General features: G+C 59.5%; 17 protein-coding genes. 13 read left to right on the top strand and 4 right to left on the bottom strand.

The features are described 5' to 3' along the window. The first annotated feature begins 126 nt into the window (after window positions 1–126). The 13 genes from arnB to KUF73_RS10345 all read left to right on the top strand — a co-directional run bounded on the left by arnB (window position 127) and on the right by KUF73_RS10345 (window position 15,158). A complete protein-coding gene (gene arnB, locus KUF73_RS10405; protein ID WP_218437962.1) occupies window positions 127–1,275 on the top strand; it encodes a UDP-4-amino-4-deoxy-L-arabinose aminotransferase in 1,149 nt (382 codons plus the stop codon). Next, window positions 1,272–2,291: an undecaprenyl-phosphate 4-deoxy-4-formamido-L-arabinose transferase gene (arnC, locus tag KUF73_RS10400; protein WP_218437961.1), complete on the top strand. Its 1,020-nt coding sequence runs from the start codon at window positions 1,272–1,274 to the stop codon at window positions 2,289–2,291. Before arnB ends, arnC begins: the two co-directional genes overlap by 4 nt. After that, the gene (gene arnA / locus KUF73_RS10395) at window positions 2,288–4,279 is read left to right on the top strand and encodes a bifunctional UDP-4-amino-4-deoxy-L-arabinose formyltransferase/UDP-glucuronic acid oxidase ArnA (protein WP_218437960.1); all 1,992 of its coding nucleotides are present in this window, start codon (window positions 2,288–2,290) and stop codon (window positions 4,277–4,279) included. Before arnC ends, arnA begins: the two co-directional genes overlap by 4 nt. Next, the gene (gene arnD / locus KUF73_RS10390; protein WP_218437959.1) at window positions 4,279–5,163 is read left to right on the top strand and encodes a 4-deoxy-4-formamido-L-arabinose-phosphoundecaprenol deformylase; all 885 of its coding nucleotides are present in this window, start codon (window positions 4,279–4,281) and stop codon (window positions 5,161–5,163) included. Before arnA ends, arnD begins: the two co-directional genes overlap by 1 nt. Then, window positions 5,160–6,809, top strand: a complete 1,650-nt coding sequence (gene arnT, locus KUF73_RS10385) for a lipid IV(A) 4-amino-4-deoxy-L-arabinosyltransferase (protein ID WP_218437958.1) — start codon at window positions 5,160–5,162, stop codon at window positions 6,807–6,809. The genes arnD and arnT overlap by 4 nt, the downstream gene beginning before the upstream one ends. Then, window positions 6,806–7,150 carry a 4-amino-4-deoxy-L-arabinose-phosphoundecaprenol flippase subunit ArnE gene (arnE, locus tag KUF73_RS10380; protein WP_218437957.1) on the top strand — a complete coding sequence of 115 codons (345 nt, stop codon included), beginning with the start codon at window positions 6,806–6,808 and terminating at the stop codon, window positions 7,148–7,150. Before arnT ends, arnE begins: the two co-directional genes overlap by 4 nt. After that, window positions 7,147–7,548 carry a 4-amino-4-deoxy-L-arabinose-phosphoundecaprenol flippase subunit ArnF gene (gene arnF, locus KUF73_RS10375; protein WP_218437956.1) on the top strand — a complete coding sequence of 134 codons (402 nt, stop codon included), beginning with the start codon at window positions 7,147–7,149 and terminating at the stop codon, window positions 7,546–7,548. Before arnE ends, arnF begins: the two co-directional genes overlap by 4 nt. Then, window positions 7,545–8,933, top strand: coding sequence for a UDP-glucose/GDP-mannose dehydrogenase family protein (locus KUF73_RS10370; RefSeq protein WP_218437955.1), 1,389 nt, complete (start codon window positions 7,545–7,547; stop codon window positions 8,931–8,933). Before arnF ends, KUF73_RS10370 begins: the two co-directional genes overlap by 4 nt. Beyond that, window positions 8,930–10,516: a glycosyltransferase family 39 protein gene (locus KUF73_RS10365; protein WP_218437954.1), complete on the top strand. Its 1,587-nt coding sequence runs from the start codon at window positions 8,930–8,932 to the stop codon at window positions 10,514–10,516. Before KUF73_RS10370 ends, KUF73_RS10365 begins: the two co-directional genes overlap by 4 nt. Window positions 10,517–10,634: 118 nt before the next feature. After that, window positions 10,635–11,813 (top strand): MFS transporter, encoded by a 1,179-nt coding sequence (locus KUF73_RS10360; protein ID WP_218437953.1) that lies wholly within the window; start codon window positions 10,635–10,637, stop codon window positions 11,811–11,813. Window positions 11,814–11,972: 159 nt separating this feature from the next. After that, window positions 11,973–12,680 carry an HPP family protein gene (locus KUF73_RS10355; protein WP_218437952.1) on the top strand — a complete coding sequence of 236 codons (708 nt, stop codon included), beginning with the start codon at window positions 11,973–11,975 and terminating at the stop codon, window positions 12,678–12,680. 216 nt (window positions 12,681–12,896) lie between these two features. Continuing rightward, on the top strand, window positions 12,897–14,003 hold the full coding sequence (locus KUF73_RS10350; protein ID WP_218437951.1) for an enoyl-CoA hydratase/isomerase family protein: 1,107 nt from the start codon (window positions 12,897–12,899) through the stop codon (window positions 14,001–14,003). Window positions 14,004–14,006: 3 nt separating this feature from the next. Next, a complete protein-coding gene (locus tag KUF73_RS10345; RefSeq protein ID WP_218437950.1) occupies window positions 14,007–15,158 on the top strand; it encodes an acyl-CoA dehydrogenase family protein in 1,152 nt (383 codons plus the stop codon). A gap of 77 nt (window positions 15,159–15,235) precedes the next feature. Here KUF73_RS10345 and KUF73_RS10340 read toward each other — a convergent pair whose 3' ends face one another. From KUF73_RS10340 to KUF73_RS10325, 4 genes are all read right to left on the bottom strand, one after another. Next, on the bottom strand, window positions 15,236–16,111 hold the full coding sequence (locus tag KUF73_RS10340; protein WP_218437949.1) for an NAD(P)-dependent oxidoreductase: 876 nt from the start codon (window positions 16,109–16,111) through the stop codon (window positions 15,236–15,238). Between the two features lie 153 nt (window positions 16,112–16,264). Then, entirely contained in the window at window positions 16,265–17,038 is a 774-nt protein-coding gene (locus KUF73_RS10335) for an enoyl-CoA hydratase (protein ID WP_218437948.1), read from the bottom strand. A 118-nt stretch (window positions 17,039–17,156) separates the two neighbouring features. Further along, a complete protein-coding gene (locus KUF73_RS10330) occupies window positions 17,157–18,284 on the bottom strand; it encodes an acyl-CoA dehydrogenase (protein WP_218437947.1) in 1,128 nt (375 codons plus the stop codon). A 146-nt stretch (window positions 18,285–18,430) separates the two neighbouring features. Beyond that, on the bottom strand, window positions 18,431–19,624 hold the full coding sequence (locus KUF73_RS10325) for an acetyl-CoA C-acyltransferase (RefSeq protein ID WP_218437946.1): 1,194 nt from the start codon (window positions 19,622–19,624) through the stop codon (window positions 18,431–18,433). Window positions 19,625–19,634 lie beyond the last annotated feature (10 nt).

Genomic DNA, 19,634 nt, shown 5'->3' with positions numbered 1-19,634 from the left:
AACTGATGCAGTTTCTCATTTCTCTTAGGTAACTAATTGATGCGGCTTTTGTTTTAGCGTCTATGCTAAAACCGGATGTGTTTTTTTTTAGCCTCAACGGCTATTTTTTTCAGCCCCGAGGTGCCCATGAGTCAGGCTTTTCTCCCCTTCTCCCGCCCCAGTATCGGCGATGAGGAAATCGCAGCCGTAGAACAAGTACTGCGTTCAGGCTGGATCACTACCGGGCCAAAAAACCAGGCACTGGAAGAACATTTTGCCAACTATGTCGGCTGCCGACATGCGGTGGCACTGTCCTCCGCCACTGGCGGGATGCATATCACTTTGTTGGCTTTGGGCATCGGTCCCGGTGATGAAGTCATCACGCCGTCGCAGACTTGGGTTTCCACCGCCAACATGATCTGCCTGTTGGGCGCCACCCCGGTGTTCGTGGACGTTGATCGCGACACACTAATGAGCGACCTGGCGAGCATCGAGGCAGCGATCACCCCGCGTACCAAAGCGATCATCCCGGTGCATTACGCCGGCGCCGCGTTCGATCTCGACCCACTGTATGCGCTGGCTGACAAACACGGCATCGCCGTTATCGAAGACGCTGCCCACGCAGCTGGCACCTTGTACAAAGGTCGCCACGTCGGTGCCCAAGGCACGGCGATTTTTTCGTTCCACGCAATCAAGAACATGACCTGCGCCGAAGGCGCGATGTTCGTCAGCGATGATGAAGCCCTGGCCTCGCGCGTACGCATGCTCAAATTCCATGGCCTGGGCGTCGACGCGTATGACCGCCTGACCCATGGCCGCAAACCCCAGGCTCAAGTGATGGAGCCGGGATTCAAATACAACCTGGCCGACATCAATGCCGCCATCGCGCTGGTGCAACTGGAGCGACTGGACGAGATCAACGCCAAACGCACGCAGCTGGCCACCGCTTATTTGCAGCGCCTGGAAGGCCTGCCGGTACAACCATTGGCCATTCCGGCCCATTCGCAGCAGCACGCCTGGCACCTGTTCATCCTGCGTATCGATTCCGAACACTGCGGACTGGACCGCGAGGCATTCATGAAAGCCTTGCAAGAACAGAACATCGGCACCGGTATTCACTTTATCGCGACGCACTTGCACGCTTGGTATCGCCAGCGCTACCCCGACATTTATCTCCCCAACACCGAATGGAACTCGGCGCGATTGGTTTCGATCCCGTTGTTCCCCGACATGACCACCGATGACGTCGAGCGCGTCGCCGGTGCCATTGAAAACTGCCTGGACAGACGCCTGTGAGACCTTACCCAATCAACTTCGTATCGATCGTGATTCCGGTCTACAACGAAGAAGACAGCCTGCCCGAACTGCTGCGCCGCACTGAAGCGGCATGCGAACAACTGAACCATGCCTATGAAATTGTGCTGGTCGACGATGGCAGCCGCGATGACTCCGCGCACCTTCTGGAGCAAGCCGCGTCCCGCCCCGGCAGCCCGGTAGTGGCGGTCATTCTCAACCGCAATTATGGCCAGCATGCGGCAATCATGGCTGGTTTCGAACAGTGCAAAGGCGACGTGGTGATTACCCTCGACGCCGATCTGCAAAACCCGCCTGAGGAAATCCCGCGGCTGGTGGCCCAGGCCGAACTTGGCTACGACGTGGTTGCCACCGTGCGCAATAACCGACAGGACTCGGCCTTGCGTCGCTGGCCGTCGAAGCTGATCAACCTTGCCGTGCAACGGTCCACCGGCGTTGCCATGAGCGACTACGGCTGCATGTTGCGCGCCTACCGCCGCACCATCGTTGACGCCATGCTCGCCTGCCGTGAGCGCAGCACATTCATCCCGATCCTGGCTAACAGCTTCGCCCGCCACACCACGGAAATCCTGGTGACTCACGCCGAGCGTGAGCACGGGGAATCCAAGTACAGTCCGATGCGCCTGGTCAACCTGATGTTCGACCTGGTCACCTGCATGACCACCACGCCGCTGCGCTTGTTGAGCATTGTCGGCTTCGGCATGGCAGCGCTTGGCGTGCTGTTCGCGATCGCGCTGATCCTGTTGCGCCTGGTGTTCGGTGCCGGTTGGGCCGGTGGTGGCACCTTTGTATTGTTCGCGGTGCTGTTCGTGTTCACCGGTGGGCAGTTCATCGGCATGGGCCTGCTCGGCGAGTACCTTGGCCGCATGTACAGCGATGTTCGCGCCCGGCCGCGCTTCTTTATTGAAAAGGTGCTGCGCAGCCAGCCTGCCGACCCCGCTCCCGCTATTACCGTTGACGGTTTCTCTTCCACTTCTTCAGATCAGGTTCTTTCATGAGCGCAAAAGCTGTTGTCTTCGCCTATCACGATATTGGCTGTGCCGGCATCGAAACCTTGCTCAGTTGCGGCATCGAAATTGCCGCAGTATTCACCCACGCCGATGATCCCAAAGAGAACGCCTTCTACGGTTCCGTTGCGCAATTGTGCGCGAACAAGGGCATCGCGGTGCATGCGCCGGAAGACGCCAACCACCCGCTGTGGATCGAGCGCATCAGCAAGCTCAACCCCGATTACATTTTCTCGTTCTATTACCGCAACCTGCTGAGCGAACCCTTGCTGGCCACCGCCCGCAAAGGTGCGTTCAACCTGCACGGTTCGTTACTGCCACGCTACCGTGGCCGTGCACCGGCCAACTGGGTACTGGTCAACGGTGAAACCGACACCGGCGTGACCCTGCATCGCATGGTCAAACGGGCCGATGCCGGCGCGATTCTCGCCCAGCAACCGGTAGCCATTGAGCGCAGCGACACCGCACTGAGCCTGCACGGCAAACTGCGCGTGGCCGCTACTGACCTGCTGCGCGACACCTTGCCGGCGCTGTTGCAGGGTACAGTCGTCGAGACCCCGCAGGACGAATCCAAAGCCACCGTGTTTGGCCGCCGTACTCCGGCTGACGGCAAATTGCTGTGGCAAAAACCGGCGGAAGAACTGTTCAACCTGGTTCGCGCCGTGACCAAGCCTTATCCGGGCGCATTCTGCGCGGTAGGCGAGCACAAACTGATTGTGTGGAGCGCCCAAGTGGTAAAGGGCAACGAAGGCCAGGCCCCGGGCCGGGTGATCAGCGTCGATCCGCTGCGCATTGCCTGTGGCGAAGACTCGCTGGTGATCAACGCCGGGCAGCGCAACGACAACGGCCTGTATCTGAGTGGCTCGGCCCTGGCAAACGAGTTAGGTCTGGTGGAAGGCTCTGTATTGCGCGGCGCTGAATCCGGCCGCAAACCACGCCGCACTCGTGTCCTGATCCTCGGTGTGAACGGTTTCATCGGTAACCACCTGTCCGAGCGTCTGCTGCGTGACGACCGTTATGAAGTCTACGGCCTGGACATCGGCTCCGATGCCATCGAGCGCCTGCGCAGCCACCCGAACTTCCACTATGTGGAAGGCGATATCAGCATTCACTCCGAGTGGATCGAGTACCACATCAAGAAATGCGACGTGGTCCTGCCGCTGGTGGCCATCGCTACACCGATCGAATACACCCGCAATCCGCTGCGTGTATTTGAACTGGACTTCGAAGAGAACCTGAAACTGGTTCGCTACTGCGTCAAGTACAACAAGCGCGTGATCTTCCCGTCGACTTCCGAAGTCTATGGCATGTGCCAGGACCAATATTTCGACGAAGACACCTCCAACCTGGTGGTCGGTCCAATCAACAAGCAGCGCTGGATCTACTCGGTTTCCAAGCAATTGCTCGACCGCGTGATCTGGGCCTACGGTGCCAAGGGTCTGAACTTCACCCTGTTCCGCCCATTCAACTGGATGGGCCCGCGTCTGGACCGCCTGGACTCGGCACGGATCGGCAGCTCCCGGGCGATCACTCAGTTGATCCTCAACCTGGTGGAAGGCACACCGATCCGCCTGTTCGACGGTGGCGAGCAGAAGCGCTGCTTCACCGACATCGCTGACGGCATCGAAGCCCTGGCGCGCATCATCGACAACGACAACGATGCCTGCAACGGCCAGATCATCAACATCGGTAACCCGGAAAACGAAGCCAGCATTCGCCAGTTGGGCGAAGAGTTATTGCGTCAGTTCGAAGCGCACCCGTTGCGCGACAACTTCCCGCCGTTCGCCGGTTTCCGCGATGTCGAAAGCAAGGCGTTCTACGGCACCGGCTACCAGGACGTGTCCCATCGCAAACCGAGCATCGCCAATGCCAAGCGTCTGCTGGACTGGGCGCCAACCGTGGAAATGAGCGAAACCATCGGCAACACGCTGGACTTCTTCCTGCGCGAAGCCATGCTCGAAATAGCGGACAAGCGTTGATGCAGGCAGGCCTTCGGATCGATGTCGACACTTACCGAGGCACCCGTGAGGGGGTGCCGAGGTTGTTGGAAATACTGGACGAAGCACAGGTCAAGGCGACGTTTTTCTTCAGCGTCGGGCCGGACAATATGGGGCGCCATTTATGGCGCCTTATCCGCCCGCAGTTCCTCTGGAAAATGCTCCGTTCCAACGCTGCCGGCCTGTATGGCTGGGACATCCTGCTGGCCGGCACCGCGTGGCCAGGCAAACCGATTGGCCGCGACCTTGGGCACCTGATGCGTCAGGCCCGGGACGCCGGGCATGAAGTCGGCCTGCACGCGTGGGATCACCATGGCTGGCAGGCCAATGCCGGGCGCTGGAGCGACGCGCAACTGGTCGAGCAGATTCGTCGCGGCGTGGACACGCTCAGCGACATCCTTGGCGCAAAAGTCGAGTGTTCGGCCGTCGCCGGATGGCGTGCGGACGAGCGTGTGATCGAAGCCAAGCAAGCTTTTGGCTTTCGCTACAACAGCGATTGTCGCGGCCACAGCCTGTTCCAGCCGACGTTGGCCGGTGGCGGTCATGGCGCCCCGCAGATTCCAGTGGACCTGCCGACTTTCGATGAAGTGGTCGGCCCAAGCGTTGCAGCCAAAGACTTCAACGCCTTCATTCTTGAGCGTTTCAGCGCAGAAAAACTCAATGTCTACACCATCCATGCCGAAGTAGAAGGGATTCTGATGGCCAATGATTTTCGTCAACTGCTGGCCGATGCGCGCCAGCGTGACATCCGTTTTCAACCCTTGGGCAATCTGTTGCCCGAGTCCATCGGCAGTTTACCGGTCGGTCGCGTCATGCGCGGTGCGCTCGAAGGTCGTGAAGGCTGGCTGGGAGTGCAAGGCGCATGAGCAAGCGTTGGGCGCTGCCAATGTTGCTGGCCCTTATGGTGCTGGCCTACCTGCTGCCAATGGGCACCCATGGCTTGTGGATTCCCGATGAAACCCGCTATGCCCAGATCAGCCAGGACATGCTGCTGAGTGGCAACTGGATTTCGCCGCACTTCATGACCGTACGCTATTTCGAAAAACCGGCAGCCGGCTACTGGATGATCGCTCTCGGTCAAGCGGTGTTTGGGCAAAACCTGTTCGGTGTGCGTTTCGCTTCGGCATTGAGCACCGCGCTGAGCGTAATGCTGTGTTACCTGGTCGCCCGCCGGATGTGGAACGAGCTACGCAAGAGTTTCGCCTGCGCGCTGCTGTACATGAGTTTCACCGTGGTGGCCGGCTCGGCCGGTTATGCCAATCTCGATCCGCAATTCACGTTCTGGGTCAATTTGAGCCTGGTGGGGTTGTGGTTCGCGCTGGACAGTCACGGTCGTGGTCAGCGCCTTGCAGGTTGGGCGGTGCTAGGGCTGGCCTGTGGCATGGGTTTCATGACCAAGGGTTTTCTCGCCTGGTTATTGCCGGTGCTGGTCGCCCTGCCTTGGGTGGTGTGGCAAAAACGCTGGCGTGAATTGCTCGTTTACGGCCCGGTGGCGATTGTGGTGGCGGTCGTCGTCAGCTTGCCATGGGCTTTGGCCGTGCATGCCCACGAACCCGATTACTGGAGGTTCTTCTTCTGGCATGAACACATTCGTCGCTTCGCCGGTGACGATGCACAACATGACGCGCCGTGGTGGTTCTATTTGCCGTTGCTGGTGGGCTTCAGCTTGCCGTGGGTCGCGTTGCTGCCCGCCGCGCTCAAGCAAGCCTGGCAGACCCGACGCGAGGCTCAAATCGGCTTCCTGTTGTTGTGGCTGCTGATGCCGCTGATCTTTTTCAGCCTGAGCAAAGGCAAGCTGCCCGCCTACATTCTGCCCTGCCTGCTGCCATTGGCCTTGCTTTTGGGCAACGCTCTGGCCGATCGCTTGAAGCTCGAACAAGGCCGCACGCTCGGCCTCAACGGACTGCTGAACCTGATACTGGGCGTGGTCACCCTGCTGGCTCTGGTTTACCTGCAACTGAAAAAGCCGCTGTACGACCATGAACTGCACAATCTGGTACTGGTGTTCATCGGCCTGATTGGCTGGATCATGGCCAACCTGCTGCAAGCGTTTCGCCCCCTGCAATGCTGGGCCGCGCCAGCCTTCGGCAGCCTTTTGCTGATCGCCGTGCTGCCCGCAGGACTGCCTAATTCGGTGGTCGCCAACAAAATGCCCGACCAGTTCATCCTCGATCACGCTCAGGAACTCAGCCAGACCGGACAATTGCTGAGCAATGACCTGGGCGCCGCATCGGCCCTGGCCTGGCGCATGAAACGCCCGGATGTGGCTTTGTACAACACGATAGGCGAATTGAAATATGGCCTTGCCTATCCTGACTCGATAAAGCAGCGAGTCGACCCCAATCAGGTCCAGCAATGGATGCGCAACGCCCGTCAGCACGGTTCGGTCGGTGTGGTAATGCGGGTCAAGGGTGACGACGAACTGCACGAGCTCGATCAGCTGCCCAAGGAAGGCCAGCGTTATGAACAAGGCAACATTGTGATTTTGATTATTCCGCAGGCGGCACCGTGAGCCTGCTTCTACTACTGTTTGCCTGCCTGCTGACATGCCTTGGTCAGATCGCCCAGAAGTACGCCGTTGAAAGCTGGCGCGGGCAACCCTCGGGCTGGGCCGAGAAACTGCGTTCGCCTTGGTTATGGTTGGCGCTTGTTGCCCTTGGCCTGGGCCTGCTGGTGTGGTTGCTGGTTTTGCAGCGCCTCGAAGTGGGCATCGCCTACCCGATGCTGAGCCTCAATTTCGTGCTGATCACCCTGGTCGCACGCTTCGTTTTTCATGAAACCATCGACCGTCGTCACTGGCTGGGTGTAGCGCTGGTGATCGGTGGCGTGGTTTTGCTGGGGCAACACACATGAACCTGCGTCGCGGAGTCACCTTCGCCCTGGGCAGTGTGCTGCTGGTCAGCGCCGCTCAGTTGGGCATGCGCTGGAGCATGAGTCGCCTGCCGTCGCCCGAACAATGGCTCAGCGCTCACATCGACCTGACCGCAATCGCGGTGGTGCTGGCGGCAATTTTCGCCTATGCGCTGTCGATGCTCTGCTGGCTCGCCGCCCTGCGGGATCTGCCTCTGGGCCGGGCCTACTCGCTGCTGAGCATCAGCTACGCGCTGGTGTATCTGGCGGCGGCAAGCCTGCCGCTGTTCAACGAACATTTCAGCCTTTCCAAAAGCCTCGGGGTGGCGCTGGTCATCCTCGGCGTCATCACCATTAACTCTCGACCTGCTCGCGCGCCCGAATTTAGGAGTGCACCATGAAAATTAGCGTATTTGGTAGCGGTTACGTCGGCCTTGTACAGGCAGCCGTATTGGCTGAAGTCGGTCACGACGTGGTCTGCATGGACGTTGACGAAAAAAAGATCGAGTTACTGAAACAAGGCCACGTGAGCATTTTCGAGCCGGGGCTGGCCAGCCTGGTACGTGAAAGCCTCGACGCCAAGCGCCTGCAGTTCACTTCTGACGAAAAATTCGCCGTACAACACGGCCAGGTGTTGTTCATCGCCGTCGGCACACCGTCTCGGGACGATGGCTCGGCGGACTTGCGTTACGTACTGTCTGTAGGCGATGCCGTGGCGCGGCATCGCGAACAGCCGGCCATTCTGGTGGAGAAATCCACAGTGCCGGTGGGGACCGGAGATGCCTTGCGCGAGCACATCGACAAGTGCCTGATCAAGAGCGGGCGGTTGTTGCAGTTCGATATTGTCTCCAACCCGGAGTTTCTCAAGGAAGGCTCGGCCGTGACCGACTGCCGGCGCCCGGACCGCATCATCATCGGCTGCGAACGAGATGAAGTGCGTGATGTGATGCGTGATCTGTATGCACCGTTCAACCGCAACCATGACCGGATCATGTTCATGGACCTGCGCAGCGCCGAGCTGACCAAATATGCCGCCAACTGCATGCTGGCGACCAAAATCAGTTTCATCAACCAGATTGCCGAACTGGCCGAGCACCTGGGTGCGGACATTGAATCGGTCCGATTGGGCATCGGCGCCGACTCGCGCATCGGTTACCACTTCATTTACCCCGGCTGCGGTTACGGCGGCTCGTGCTTCCCCAAAGACATGCGCGCCCTGATCCACAGCGCCCAAGAGGCCCACTGCTCCAGCGACCTGTTGCAAGCGGTGGAAGCCATCAATCAGCGGCAGAAACACAAGCTGTTCGAACGCATCAATGCGTTCTACCAGGGCGATCTGCGCGGCAAGACCTTCGCCTTGTGGGGCCTGGCGTTCAAACCCAACACCGACGACATGCGCGATGCGCCGAGCCGGGTCCTGCTCGAATCGTTGTGGGCCGCCGGTGCCAGCGTGCGGGCGTTCGACCCGGAAGCGATGCAGGAAACCCAGAATCTGTATCCCGATGAAGCCAAACTGGCGCTCATGGGGACGCCGGAATCGGTATTGAACGGCGCCGACGCGCTGATCATCTGCACCGAATGGCAACAGTTCAAGGCACCGGATTTCGATCTGATCCGTCAGCGGCTCAGCGCTCCGGTGATTTTCGACGGCCGTAACCTGTACGACGCCGAGCGCCTGTCTCGCAATGGTTTCCTGTACTTCCCGATGGGCCGTGGCGAGTCGCGCAAATTGCCGATCCCGCATCAGCAATGGTCTGCCGCTTCGGTGGTCGCTCAATCGTCATGACCCTGAGTATCCGCCAGCAGTCCTTCGTCGTCGGGCTGTTGGCGCTGCTGTTATTCAGCGCCGGGGTCTATCAGCAGGCGCCAATCGGCTTCGATTCGCGCTTCGTGATGTTTGCCCAGGAGATGTTGCGCCACGGGCCGTCGTTTTTCCCCACCACCTATGGCCAGCCTTACGCCGACTACTCGGCGCTTTCGACGGTGTTTATCTGGCTGCTGGCCCTGCCGTTCGGGCAGGTCAACAGCCTGAGTGCCTGGCTGCCGAGCGCCATCGCCGGGGCGGTCATCGTTACCTTGATGTACCGACTGGTGGCGCCGTATTCCAGACGCTGGGCACTGCTGAGCATCGCCCTGATGCTGCTGACCAACACCTTCGTCACCGAAACCCGCGCCGTGTCCCAGGATTTGATGCTGGCAGCGGTGGCGTTTGCCGTGTTTTACCTGGGCTATGCCGCCGATCATTTCGCGGCGCGGCGCCGTTGGGTGCTGATCCTGTTCCTGTTGCTGCTTGGTTTCGGCGTTCGCGGGCCGATCGGACTGGTCGTACCCACGGGCATGCTTTGCAGCTACTACATGCTCAATCGTGATTGGCAGCGACTGTTTGGTTTTGGTTTGACCGCCGCACTGCTGCTGGCGGTGTGCGTCGGTGCCCTGCTGTGGCTGGCCGAAACCAGCGGCGGCCCGATCTTCATGCAGGATGTGATTCGCATGCAGTTCATGGGACGCATGGACGGCAGCGAAGGCGTCAGCGGTTCGCTGTATTACTTCACGAGCTCAATCGGTAACTACGCGCTGGCCTATCCATTGGCATTGCTGACCTTGGTCGCGGTGCTGCTGGGTAACCCTCGTCAGAACGGGCCGGCGTTGCGCTTGGTGCAGTACTGCGCCGCGGCCGGGTTGATCGTCATGCTGGGACTCTCCATACCTCAGGCAAAAAAGGCCCGGTATATGCTGCCTATGCTGCCTATGGCGGCGATCATTGCGGCGTACCCTTTTGCGGTGGCTCAGGGCCGGCTGTTCAATGGAATACGCGTATTGATGCAGGGTATGTGGCTGCTGCTGCCCGCGCTTTTGATCGGCGGATTGCTGCTTGCCCAGCGACGTTATCCACAAGTTTTGACCAGCCTGGGTCCGGTGTTGATTGTGCTCGGTAGTTTGCAAGTGATCGCGTTGGCGGTACTTGCGAAAGCGCGCTGGCGTGCGCAAGTCCTGGCGTTTTCTGCGGTTCTGGCGCTGTGGTCGGTGTGCATACTGGTGTTCGAACCGGTCGAGCGGCAGCTCTACGACACCCAATCTTTCAGCCGCGCAACCTTTGCACAAGTGCAAAAGGACCCCGCGCCGCTGGTGCTGCACGGCATGGGCAAAGACGCCAAGGCCATCAAGTTCATGGTCAATATCGAGCAGGACGTGCAACCGGTGTTTACCGAGTCGATTCAGGAACTGGAAAACCTTCAGGGGCCGCTGTGGCTGGTGATGGATCAAAGCGACTACCGCGCCCTGCATGGCACGCCTTTGGGCGCGTTGACGCCAGTTCTGAACGGACGTTTCGACAAAAACGATTTCGTCCTGCTGCACCGCCCCTTGTAGGCGCTGCCGAAGGCTGCGATCTTTTGACCCTGGATTTAAGATCAAAAGATCGCAGCCTTCGGCAGCTTCTACATGAGCGTGTACGATGATGCGATTCGAATAAGGACATTCACGCTCCGTGACCACCTACTCGCTCGTCATTCGCCGCTTGCTGATCTGTTCGTTGACCATCGTCGTCAGCCGCGCGATCACCAGCCCGATGCTCACACTTTTTCTGAGCAACAAGCTCGGCCTTAATCAGCAGGACGTTGGCTTGCTGTTGGGTATCGCAGTGTTCATCGCGACGCTGCTCGCGCTCTACGGTGGTTACATCATCGATCGCCTGGAAAAGCGCCGGCTGCTGATTCTGACGATGCTTTCCAGTGCCATTGGCCTGGTGCTGCTGACCTTCGCCGAAAACCTCTACCTGACTACTGTCACCCTGGTGGCCACCGAAACCGCTTCGGCGCTGTTTCTCATCGGCTCCAAAGCCATCCTCAGCGAAAACCTGCCGGTCGGCCAACGCGCAAAGGCGTTCTCCCTGAATTACACCTTGACCAATATTGGCTACGCCATCGGCCCGATGCTGGGTGTGGTGATTGCTGGTGTCTATCCGATTGCACCGTTCTTGATCGCCGCCGGCATTGCATTTTCCAGCCTCTTTTTGATGACCGGAATTGCCAGGAACCCCGCATTGACGCCTGCGACCGGTCAAGTCCAGAGCTTTCTCAAAACCTTGATAACACTGAAAAACGACCGCACGCTGATTATGTTCACTTGCGGCTGCCTGCTCAGCACTGTGGTGCATGGTCGCTTTACCTTCTACCTGTCGCAGTACCTGCTGGTCACCAGCGACGACCAGAACACCTTGAAAGTGATGGCCGCCCTGCTCGCCTGCAATGCCATCAGCGTGATCCTGCTGCAATACCAGATCGGGCGTTTCCTCAAGCGCGAGCATTTGCGCCACTGGATCGTGGTGGGCACCGGCCTGTTCATCCTCGGGCTGATCGGTTTCAGCTTCGCGAACAGTTTGCTGGGTTGGTGCGTGGCGATGTTCATCTTCACCCTTGGCGAAATCATTATTTACCCAGCCGAATTTCTGTTCGTGGACACCCTGGCTCCTGAAGCATTGCGCGGTAGCTACTACGGTGCTCAGAACCTCGCGGCCCTTGGCGGCGCGCTGAGCCCGGTCATTTGCGGCTTCCTGCTGATGCACACACCCGCGCCCACCATGTTTTATGCCTTGAGTGCACTCGCTGCCCTTGGCGGACTCCTGTGCTTCATGAGTGGCCGTCGCGTGGCGATACATCAGAATTAGTGAACTGAAGCCTCATTAATATGAATTTGTCAGCATCAGCAATGATCGGCACACTGTGCTCGTTCCTCCCCCAATAGTTGGAACACCTTCAAGGGCTTTCTGGGTATCCCAGATAAGCCTTTTTTTTTCCTCGGTTTTTTCACAAGGGAACGGTTCGTCATGTTTGCTCGCTGGTTGCCCGCCGCCATCAATACCCGCCCCACCGAATGGAGCCGCGCTGCGATTGGCATGGCCCTGGGGACAATGCTCAGCGTCTGGCTGTGTGGCCAGGTATTTGGCGTGGAGGTGGCGCAACACCTGATCGGGCCACTCGGGGCTTCGGCGGTGTTGTTGTTCGCAGTGTCTTCCGGTGCTCTGGCGCAACCCTGGTCGATACTCGGCGGCTACTTGAGCGCCGGGGTCGTCTCGTTGCTGGTCGCACACGTGCTCGGTCGAACCCTCGGAAGCGCATGCCTCGCAGCGGGCATGGCGTTGCTTCTGATGTGCTGGTTGCGTTGTCTGCATCCACCGGCCGGCGCATTGGCGTTGACGTTGGTGCTCGCCGACCCCGCGACCATTGCCATGGACTGGAAAGCCCTCGGCCCGGTAATGCTCGGCGGTTCGATCATGTTGCTCAGCGCCCTGGCCTACAACAACCTGACGCGCATCCGTTACCCGAAACGTGCCAGCGAACCGGTGCCGATGATACCTGCCGATCATCCGCCGACCGACAGCCAGGCAATCACCGCCCAGGACTTGAAACTGGCCCTGGCCGACATGGAAGCCTTCTTCGACGTCACCCCGGAAGACCTCGAACAATTGATCCATGCCAGTGAGTTACACGCCAAACGTCGCAGTATTGGTGAGGTATTGAGCCGAAGTCATTGAAGATGAAAAGATCGCAGCCTGCGGCAGCTCCTACATTGAAGCGCATTCCATGTAAGAACTGCCGCAGGCTGCGATCTTTTGATTCGCCGATAAGGCAAAAACGCAAACAGCCCCTGCATATATCCCCGTTGTACATCACAAATTTGCACTGTTACGATCCTGCATCGCTCGCGCGCGAGCTACTCTATAAAGAACAACAAAAGCAGGGAGTTAGTGATGACTGCTCAGGTTTCTTCTCCGGGGACTCAGTCCATGGATGCCATGCAAAATGAAGTGCTGGCCGAGGTTCGCAACCACATCGGTCACCTGACCCTCAACCGCCCCGCCGGGCTCAACGCCCTGACTCTGGACATGGTCCGCCTCCTGCACCGCCAGCTCGATGCCTGGGCGCAGGATTCGCAAGTGCATGCCGTGGTGTTGCGCGGCGCCGGCGAAAAAGCCTTCTGTGCCGGCGGCGACATTCGTTCGCTGCACGACAGTTTCAAAAGCGGCGACACGCTGCACCAGGACTTCTTCGTCGAGGAATACGCTCTCGACATCGCAATCCATCATTACCGCAAACCGGTACTGGCCTTGATGGACGGTTTCGTCCTCGGTGGTGGCATGGGCCTGGTGCAAGGTGCCGATCTGCGAGTGGTCACCGATAAAAGCCGTCTGGCAATGCCGGAAGTGGGGATTGGTTATTTCCCGGACGTTGGCGGCAGTTACTTCCTCCCACGCATTCCCGGCGAGCTAGGGATTTACCTGGGCGTCAGCGGTGTGCAGTTCCGCGCGGCGGATGCACTCTATTGCGGCCTGGCCGACTGGTATCTGGACAGCAGCAAACTCGGTGCGCTGGACGAAAAACTCGATCAGTTGGAATGGCACGACACGCCGTTGAAAGACCTTCAGGGTTTGCTGGCGAAACTCGCTGTACAGCAACTGCCCGATGCACCTTTGAAAGCATTGCGGCCGGCCATCGACCACTTCTTCGCCCTGCCCGATGTGCCGAGTATTGTTGAGCAACTGCGCGAAGTGACGGTCGCTGACAGCCATGAGTGGGCCACGACCACCGCCGACCTGCTGGAAACCCGCTCGCCCCTGGCCATGGGCGTAACGCTGGAAATGCTGCGACGCGGTCGGCATCTGAGCCTTGAACAATGCTTTGCCCTGGAGCTGCATCTGGACCGCCAGTGGTTTGAGCGCGGCGACCTGATCGAAGGCGTGCGCGCCTTGCTGATCGACAAAGACAAAAAACCGCGCTGGAACCCACCAACCTTGCAGGCGCTGAATGCCGAGCATGTGGCGAGTTTCTTCCAGGGTTTCGATGAGAGCGGGAGCTGAGCCATGCACGATCTCGAACTGACAGAAGAACAAGTGATGATCCGCGACATGGCCCGGGACTTTGCCCGCGGCGAAATCGCGCCTCAGGCCCAGGCCTGGGAAAAGGCTGGCTGGATCGATGACAGCCTGGTAGCGAAGATGGGCGAACTGGGCCTGCTGGGCATGGTCGTGCCGGAGGAATGGGGCGGCACTTACGTTGACTACGTCGCTTATGCCCTGGCGGTAGAAGAAATCTCGGCCGGCGATGGGGCCACTGGCGCGTTGATGAGCATCCACAACTCCGTAGGGTGCGGGCCGGTGCTCAACTACGGCAGCGAAGAACAGAAACAAACCTGGCTGGCGGATCTGGCCAGCGGTCAAACCATCGGCTGCTTCTGCCTGACCGAACCCCAGGCAGGCTCCGAAGCGCACAACTTGCGCACCCGCGCCGAACTGCGCGACGGACAGTGGGTGATCAACGGCGCCAAGCAATTTGTCAGCAACGGCAAACGGGCGAAACTGGCGATCGTGTTTGCCGTGACCGACCCGGACTTGGGCAAGCGCGGGATCTCGGCGTTCCTGGTGCCAACGGATAACCCCGGTTTCATCGTTGATCGCATGGAACACAAGATGGGCATCCGTGCTTCCGATACCTGTGCGGTGACGTTGAACAATTGCGTGATTCCCGAAGCAAACCTGCTGGGTGAACGGGGCAAAGGCCTGGCCATCGCCCTGTCCAACCTTGAGGGCGGACGCATCGGTATTGCCGCCCAGGCACTGGGCATCGCCCGCGCGGCATTCGAAGCGGCGCTGGCCTATTCCCGCGATCGCGTACAGTTCGGCAAGCCGATCAACGAACACCAGAGCATCGCCAACCTGCTGGCCGACATGCACATGCAACTGAACGCCGCGCGATTGATGATCCTGCACGCCGCGCGCTTGCGCAGTGCTGGTAAACCGTGTCTGTCGGAGGCCTCACAGGCCAAACTGTTTGCCTCGGAAATGGCCGAGAAGGTGTGTTCATCGGCAATCCAGATTCATGGCGGTTATGGGTATCTGGAAGACTATCCGGTGGAGAAGTATTACCGCGATGCGCGGATCACCCAGATCTATGAAGGGTCGAGCGAGATTCAGCGGATGGTGATTGCCCGCGAGTTGAAGAATTATCTGATTTAAAGCAAAAGATCGCAGCCTGCGGCAGCTCCTACAGGAGATTGCGTCCCCATGTAGGAGCTGCCGCAGGCTGCGATCTTTTAATCCTGCCCGGAACGCCTCACCGCCCTCACCCCCAGCGCCGCCAGATCGCTCTCGCCCTCACCCAGCGCCACCGCATCCAGCAAGTTATCGCGCAACACACTGGCAAACGGCAGCGGCACATGCTTCGGCTCGCCAGCCTTCAACGCCAGGCTCACATCCTTCAGCCCTAGACGCAATGTAAAACCCGCACCCGCGGTTTCACGCTTGGCAATTTTCGGCCCATAGACTTTGTAGGCCGGCGCCGCGAACAAGGTGTTGGTAATGAAATCGACAAAATCGTTGTTGGCCACGCCATAACTTTGGGTCAACGCCATCGCTTCACCGGTGGCTTCGATGGCACTGATCAACATCATGTTGGTGGCGATTTTGAGGATGCTGGCATTGACCGGGTCTTCGCCCATCGGCCAGGTTTTCTGCCCAAGCACGTCCAGCAACGGCTGAACCTTGGCAATAGCCGCTTGGGGCCCGGCGACGGCGATGTTGAGCATGCCGGATTCGGCCAGGTCATTGCGACCGAACACCGGCGCGGCAATCAGCTCGACCCCGGCGCTAGCATGTAAATCAGCCATTTCCCGAACGAAATCCACCGACAGCGTTGCCATGCTCAAGTGAATCAAACCCGGTTTGCTCGACGCCAAGGCGCCACTTTCGATGACGATGCGGCGGGTGACGGCGTCATCGGCGAGCATGCTGATCACCACTTCGGCATCGAAGGCCTCGGTTGGATGACCGGCCGCGACAGCGCCCAGTTTGACCAGGGACTCGACCGCGCCGGGGCTACGGTTCCATACCAGTACCTGATGACCCGCCTTGAGCAGATTGGCCGCCATGCCTTTGCCCATGGAACCCAGCCCGATAAATCCGATACGCATGACAACCTCCGCTGAATTGATTCACGTTGGTCGACAAGAGTAGCTGGAGGCTATCAGCCTTAAAAGCTGCGCGGGCAAGCCTCGCTCCTGCACGGGTACGCAAACCCCGTAGGAGCGAGGCTTGCCCGCGAAGGCGTCATCACAGACGCACCATTATTTCCCTTGGAACTCGGCCTCTCGCTTGGCAATGAACGCCGCCATTCCTTCCTTCTGATCCTGTGTCGCAAACGCCGCATGGAACACCCGACGTTCAAAGCGCACACCTTCCGACAGGCTTACTTCAAAGGCGCGGTTGACGCTTTCCTTGACCATCATCGCAATCGGCAAGGACTTCTTGGCAATCAACGCCGCGACTCTCAGTGCTTCGTCCAGCAATTCATCCGCCGGCACGATCCGCGCCACGATCCCGCAACGTTCCGCTTCCACGGCATCGATCAAACGCCCGCTCAGGCACATCTCCATGGCTTTGGCTTTGCCCACGGCGCGGGTCAGGCGCTGGGTGCCGCCCATGCCCGGCAATACACCGAGGTTGATTTCCGGCTGACCGAACCTGGCGTTGTCGCCGGCCAAGATGAAATCGCACATCAGCGCCAGTTCACAGCCGCCGCCCAGCGCAAAACCGTTGACTGCGGCAATGATCGGCTTGCGGCGATTGGCCACGCGATCGCTATCGCTGAACAGGTCGTCGAGGTAGATTTGCGGGTAGGTCAGCTCGGCCATTTCCTTGATGTCGGCGCCGGCGGCAAAGGCTTTTTTCGAGCCGGTCAGCACGATGCAACCGATGTTCGAATCGGCTTCCAGACCATCGAGGGCATGGTTCAGTTCGCTGACGATCTGCGCGTTCAAGGCGTTCAGCGCCTGCGGCCGATTGAGGGTGATCAGGCCCACACGGCCGTGGGTTTCCAGCAAAATCGTTTCGTAACTCATAACCAACTCCTAAGCCCTATGTAGCCCTGTAGGCGCTGCCGAAGGCTGCGATCTTTTGATCTTGTCTCAAAAAGATCGCAGCCTCGTTTCACTCGACAGCTCCTACAGGGGTGCGTTTTCACAGATTGCGCGAAATGACCATGCGCTGAATATCGCTGGTGCCTTCGTAGATCTGGCATACCCGCACGTCGCGGTAAATCCGCTCCAGCGGGAAGTCGTTCAAATAACCGTAACCACCGAGGGTTTGCAACGCCGAGGAGCAGACTTTCTCAGCCATTTCCGAAGCGAACAGCTTGGCCATCGATGCCTCGACCAGCGCCGGTTTGCCGCTGTCCCTCAACGCTGCTGCGTAATGCACCATTTGCCGGGCCACGGCGATCTGGGTCGCCATGTCCGCCAGACGGAACGCGACAGCCTGATGCTCAATGATCGGCTTGCCGAAACTCTCGCGCTCACGGGCGTAGTCGCGCGCCGCTTCGAACGCGGCGCGGGCCATGCCCACCGATTGTGAAGCGATACCGACACGGCCGCCTTCGAGGTTGGCCAGGGCGATTTTATAACCTTCGCCCTCTTCGCCCAGACGGTTGGCCACCGGGACTTTCACATCTTCGAAGAGGATCTGGCAGGTGTCGGACGCATGCTGGCCGAGCTTGTCTTCGACCCGCGCGACTTTGTAGCCCGGCGAATCGGTCGGCACGATCAGTGCCGTGATCCCGCGTTTGCCAGCGATCGGGTCAGTCACGGCGAACACGATCACCACCCCGGCGTTCTGCCCGGAGGTGATGAATTGTTTGCAGCCGTTGAGCACGTAGTGATCACCTTCCAGGCGAGCACGGGTTTTCAGGCCGCTGGCGTCAGACCCGGCCTGCGGCTCGGTCAAGGCGAAAGCACCGAGCATTGCACCGCTGGCGAGGGGCTTGAGGAAGCGCTCTTTCTGCTCGTCGGTGCCGTAGTTGAGGATCGGTACACAACCCACCGAGTTGTGCACGCTCATGATGGTCGAGCAGGCGCCATCACCGGCCGCGATTTCTTCCAGGGCCATGGCGTAGGCCAGGTAACCGGTGTCGCAACCGCCCCACTGCTCCGGCACCAACATACCGAAGAAGCCCAGTTCGGCCATTTCGCCAATGGCTTCCTTGGGGAAACGGTGCTCACGGTCCCACTCGGCGGCGAACGGTTTCAGCCGCTCCTGGGCAAACTGACGGGCGGCTTCGCTGATCTGCTGTTGTTCGTCATTGGGAATCATGCGAGTTCCTTAAAAATACAATTTCCCTGTAGGAGCTGCCGCAGGCTGCGATCTTTTGATGTTGCTTTTAAATAAACGTCAAAAGATCGCAGCCTCGTTTCACTCGACAGCGCCTACATAGCTCCTACACAGAGCCTAAATGGGCCTTAATAGAGGCATTCAACGGCCATGGCTGTGGCTTCGCCGCCGCCGATGCAAATGGCTGCAACGCCGCGCTTCAGGCCTTTCTGGCGCAGCGCCGAGAGCAAGGTCACGAGAATCCGCGCGCCGGACGCACCGATCGGGTGGCCGAGGGCGCAAGCGCCGCCGTGCACGTTGACCTTCTCGTGAGGGATTTCCAGTTTGCTCATGGTCACCAGGCTGACCACGGCGAAGGCTTCGTTGACTTCAACCAGATCAACTTGATCCAGCGACCAGCCGGTTTTCTTCATCAGTTTCTTGATGGCCCCAACCGGAGCCACCGGGAACAGGCCCGGTGTATCGGCAAACGCCGCGTGACCGTGGATCACCGCCAGCGGTTTGAGGCCGCGTTTGTCGGCTTCGGAACGGCGCATCAGCACCAATGCTGCCGCACCATCGGAGATTGAACTGGAGTTCGCCGCCGTGACCGTGCCGCCCTCGCGGAACGCCGGTTTCAGCGCGGTGATCTTGTCCAGTTTGGCCTTCGGTGGCTGTTCGTCGTTGCTGATCAGTACCTGCTCTTTGCCGACCATGACGCTCAACGGCACGATCTCGTCTTTGAAGCTGCCGTCCTTGATCGCCTGCTGCGCACGGGTGGTCGAAGCAATGGCGAATTCGTCTTGGGCCTCGCGGCTGAAGCCGTTGGTTTCGGCGCAGTCTTCGGCAAAGGTGCCCATCAGGCGGCCCTTGTCGTAGGCGTCTTCGAGACCGTCGAGGAACATATGGTCAAGCACGCGGCCGTGGCCCATGCGGTAGCCGCTGCGGGCGCGGTCCAGCAGGTAAGGCGCGTTGGACATGCTTTCCATGCCACCGGCGACCACCACATCAGCGCTACCGGCAATCAGCATGTCGTGGGCCAGAATGGCCGCCTCCATGCCCGAGCCGCACATCTTGTTCAGTGTGGTGCAGCGGGTCGATTTATCCAGCCCGGCGCCGAGGGCAGCCTGACGTGCCGGTGCCTGGCCGAGGCCGGCGGACAGCACGCAACCGAACAGCACTTCTTCAACAGCGTCAGGCGCAACACCGGCGCGCTCGACCGCGGCTTTGATCGCCGCAGCGCCCAGTTGTGGCGCAGTCAGGCTTTTCAGTTCGCCCTGGAAACCACCCATCGGGGTGCGAACGGCGCTGACGATAACGATTGGATCGTTGGCAATTGTCATGACAAATCCT

The sequence above is a fragment of the Pseudomonas sp. PD9R genome (assembly GCF_019200975.1).
In the GTDB taxonomy this organism is placed as follows: Bacteria; Pseudomonadota; Gammaproteobacteria; order Pseudomonadales; family Pseudomonadaceae; genus Aquipseudomonas.
This window is presented reverse-complemented; position numbering and strand designations above follow the sequence as displayed.

Excerpts from the sequence above, each read along its gene's own strand:
- arnB (WP_218437962.1), top strand. The coding sequence starts at position 127 with ATGAGTCAGGCTTTTCTCCCCTTCTCCCGCCCCAGTATCGGCGATGAG.
- arnA (WP_218437960.1), top strand. The coding sequence starts at position 2,288 with ATGAGCGCAAAAGCTGTTGTCTTCGCCTATCACGATATTGGCTGTGCC.
- arnD (WP_218437959.1), top strand. The coding sequence starts at position 4,279 with ATGCAGGCAGGCCTTCGGATCGATGTCGACACTTACCGAGGCACCCGT.
- arnT (WP_218437958.1), top strand. The coding sequence starts at position 5,160 with ATGAGCAAGCGTTGGGCGCTGCCAATGTTGCTGGCCCTTATGGTGCTG.
- arnF (WP_218437956.1), top strand. The coding sequence starts at position 7,147 with ATGAACCTGCGTCGCGGAGTCACCTTCGCCCTGGGCAGTGTGCTGCTG.
- KUF73_RS10370 (WP_218437955.1), top strand. The coding sequence starts at position 7,545 with ATGAAAATTAGCGTATTTGGTAGCGGTTACGTCGGCCTTGTACAGGCA.
- KUF73_RS10365 (WP_218437954.1), top strand. The coding sequence starts at position 8,930 with ATGACCCTGAGTATCCGCCAGCAGTCCTTCGTCGTCGGGCTGTTGGCG.
- KUF73_RS10355 (WP_218437952.1), top strand. The coding sequence starts at position 11,973 with ATGTTTGCTCGCTGGTTGCCCGCCGCCATCAATACCCGCCCCACCGAA.
- KUF73_RS10350 (WP_218437951.1), top strand. The coding sequence starts at position 12,897 with ATGACTGCTCAGGTTTCTTCTCCGGGGACTCAGTCCATGGATGCCATG.
- KUF73_RS10345 (WP_218437950.1), top strand. The coding sequence starts at position 14,007 with ATGCACGATCTCGAACTGACAGAAGAACAAGTGATGATCCGCGACATG.
- KUF73_RS10340 (WP_218437949.1), bottom strand. The coding sequence starts at position 16,111 with ATGCGTATCGGATTTATCGGGCTGGGTTCCATGGGCAAAGGCATGGCG.
- KUF73_RS10335 (WP_218437948.1), bottom strand. The coding sequence starts at position 17,038 with ATGAGTTACGAAACGATTTTGCTGGAAACCCACGGCCGTGTGGGCCTG.
- KUF73_RS10330 (WP_218437947.1), bottom strand. The coding sequence starts at position 18,284 with ATGATTCCCAATGACGAACAACAGCAGATCAGCGAAGCCGCCCGTCAG.
- KUF73_RS10325 (WP_218437946.1), bottom strand. The coding sequence starts at position 19,624 with ATGACAATTGCCAACGATCCAATCGTTATCGTCAGCGCCGTTCGCACC.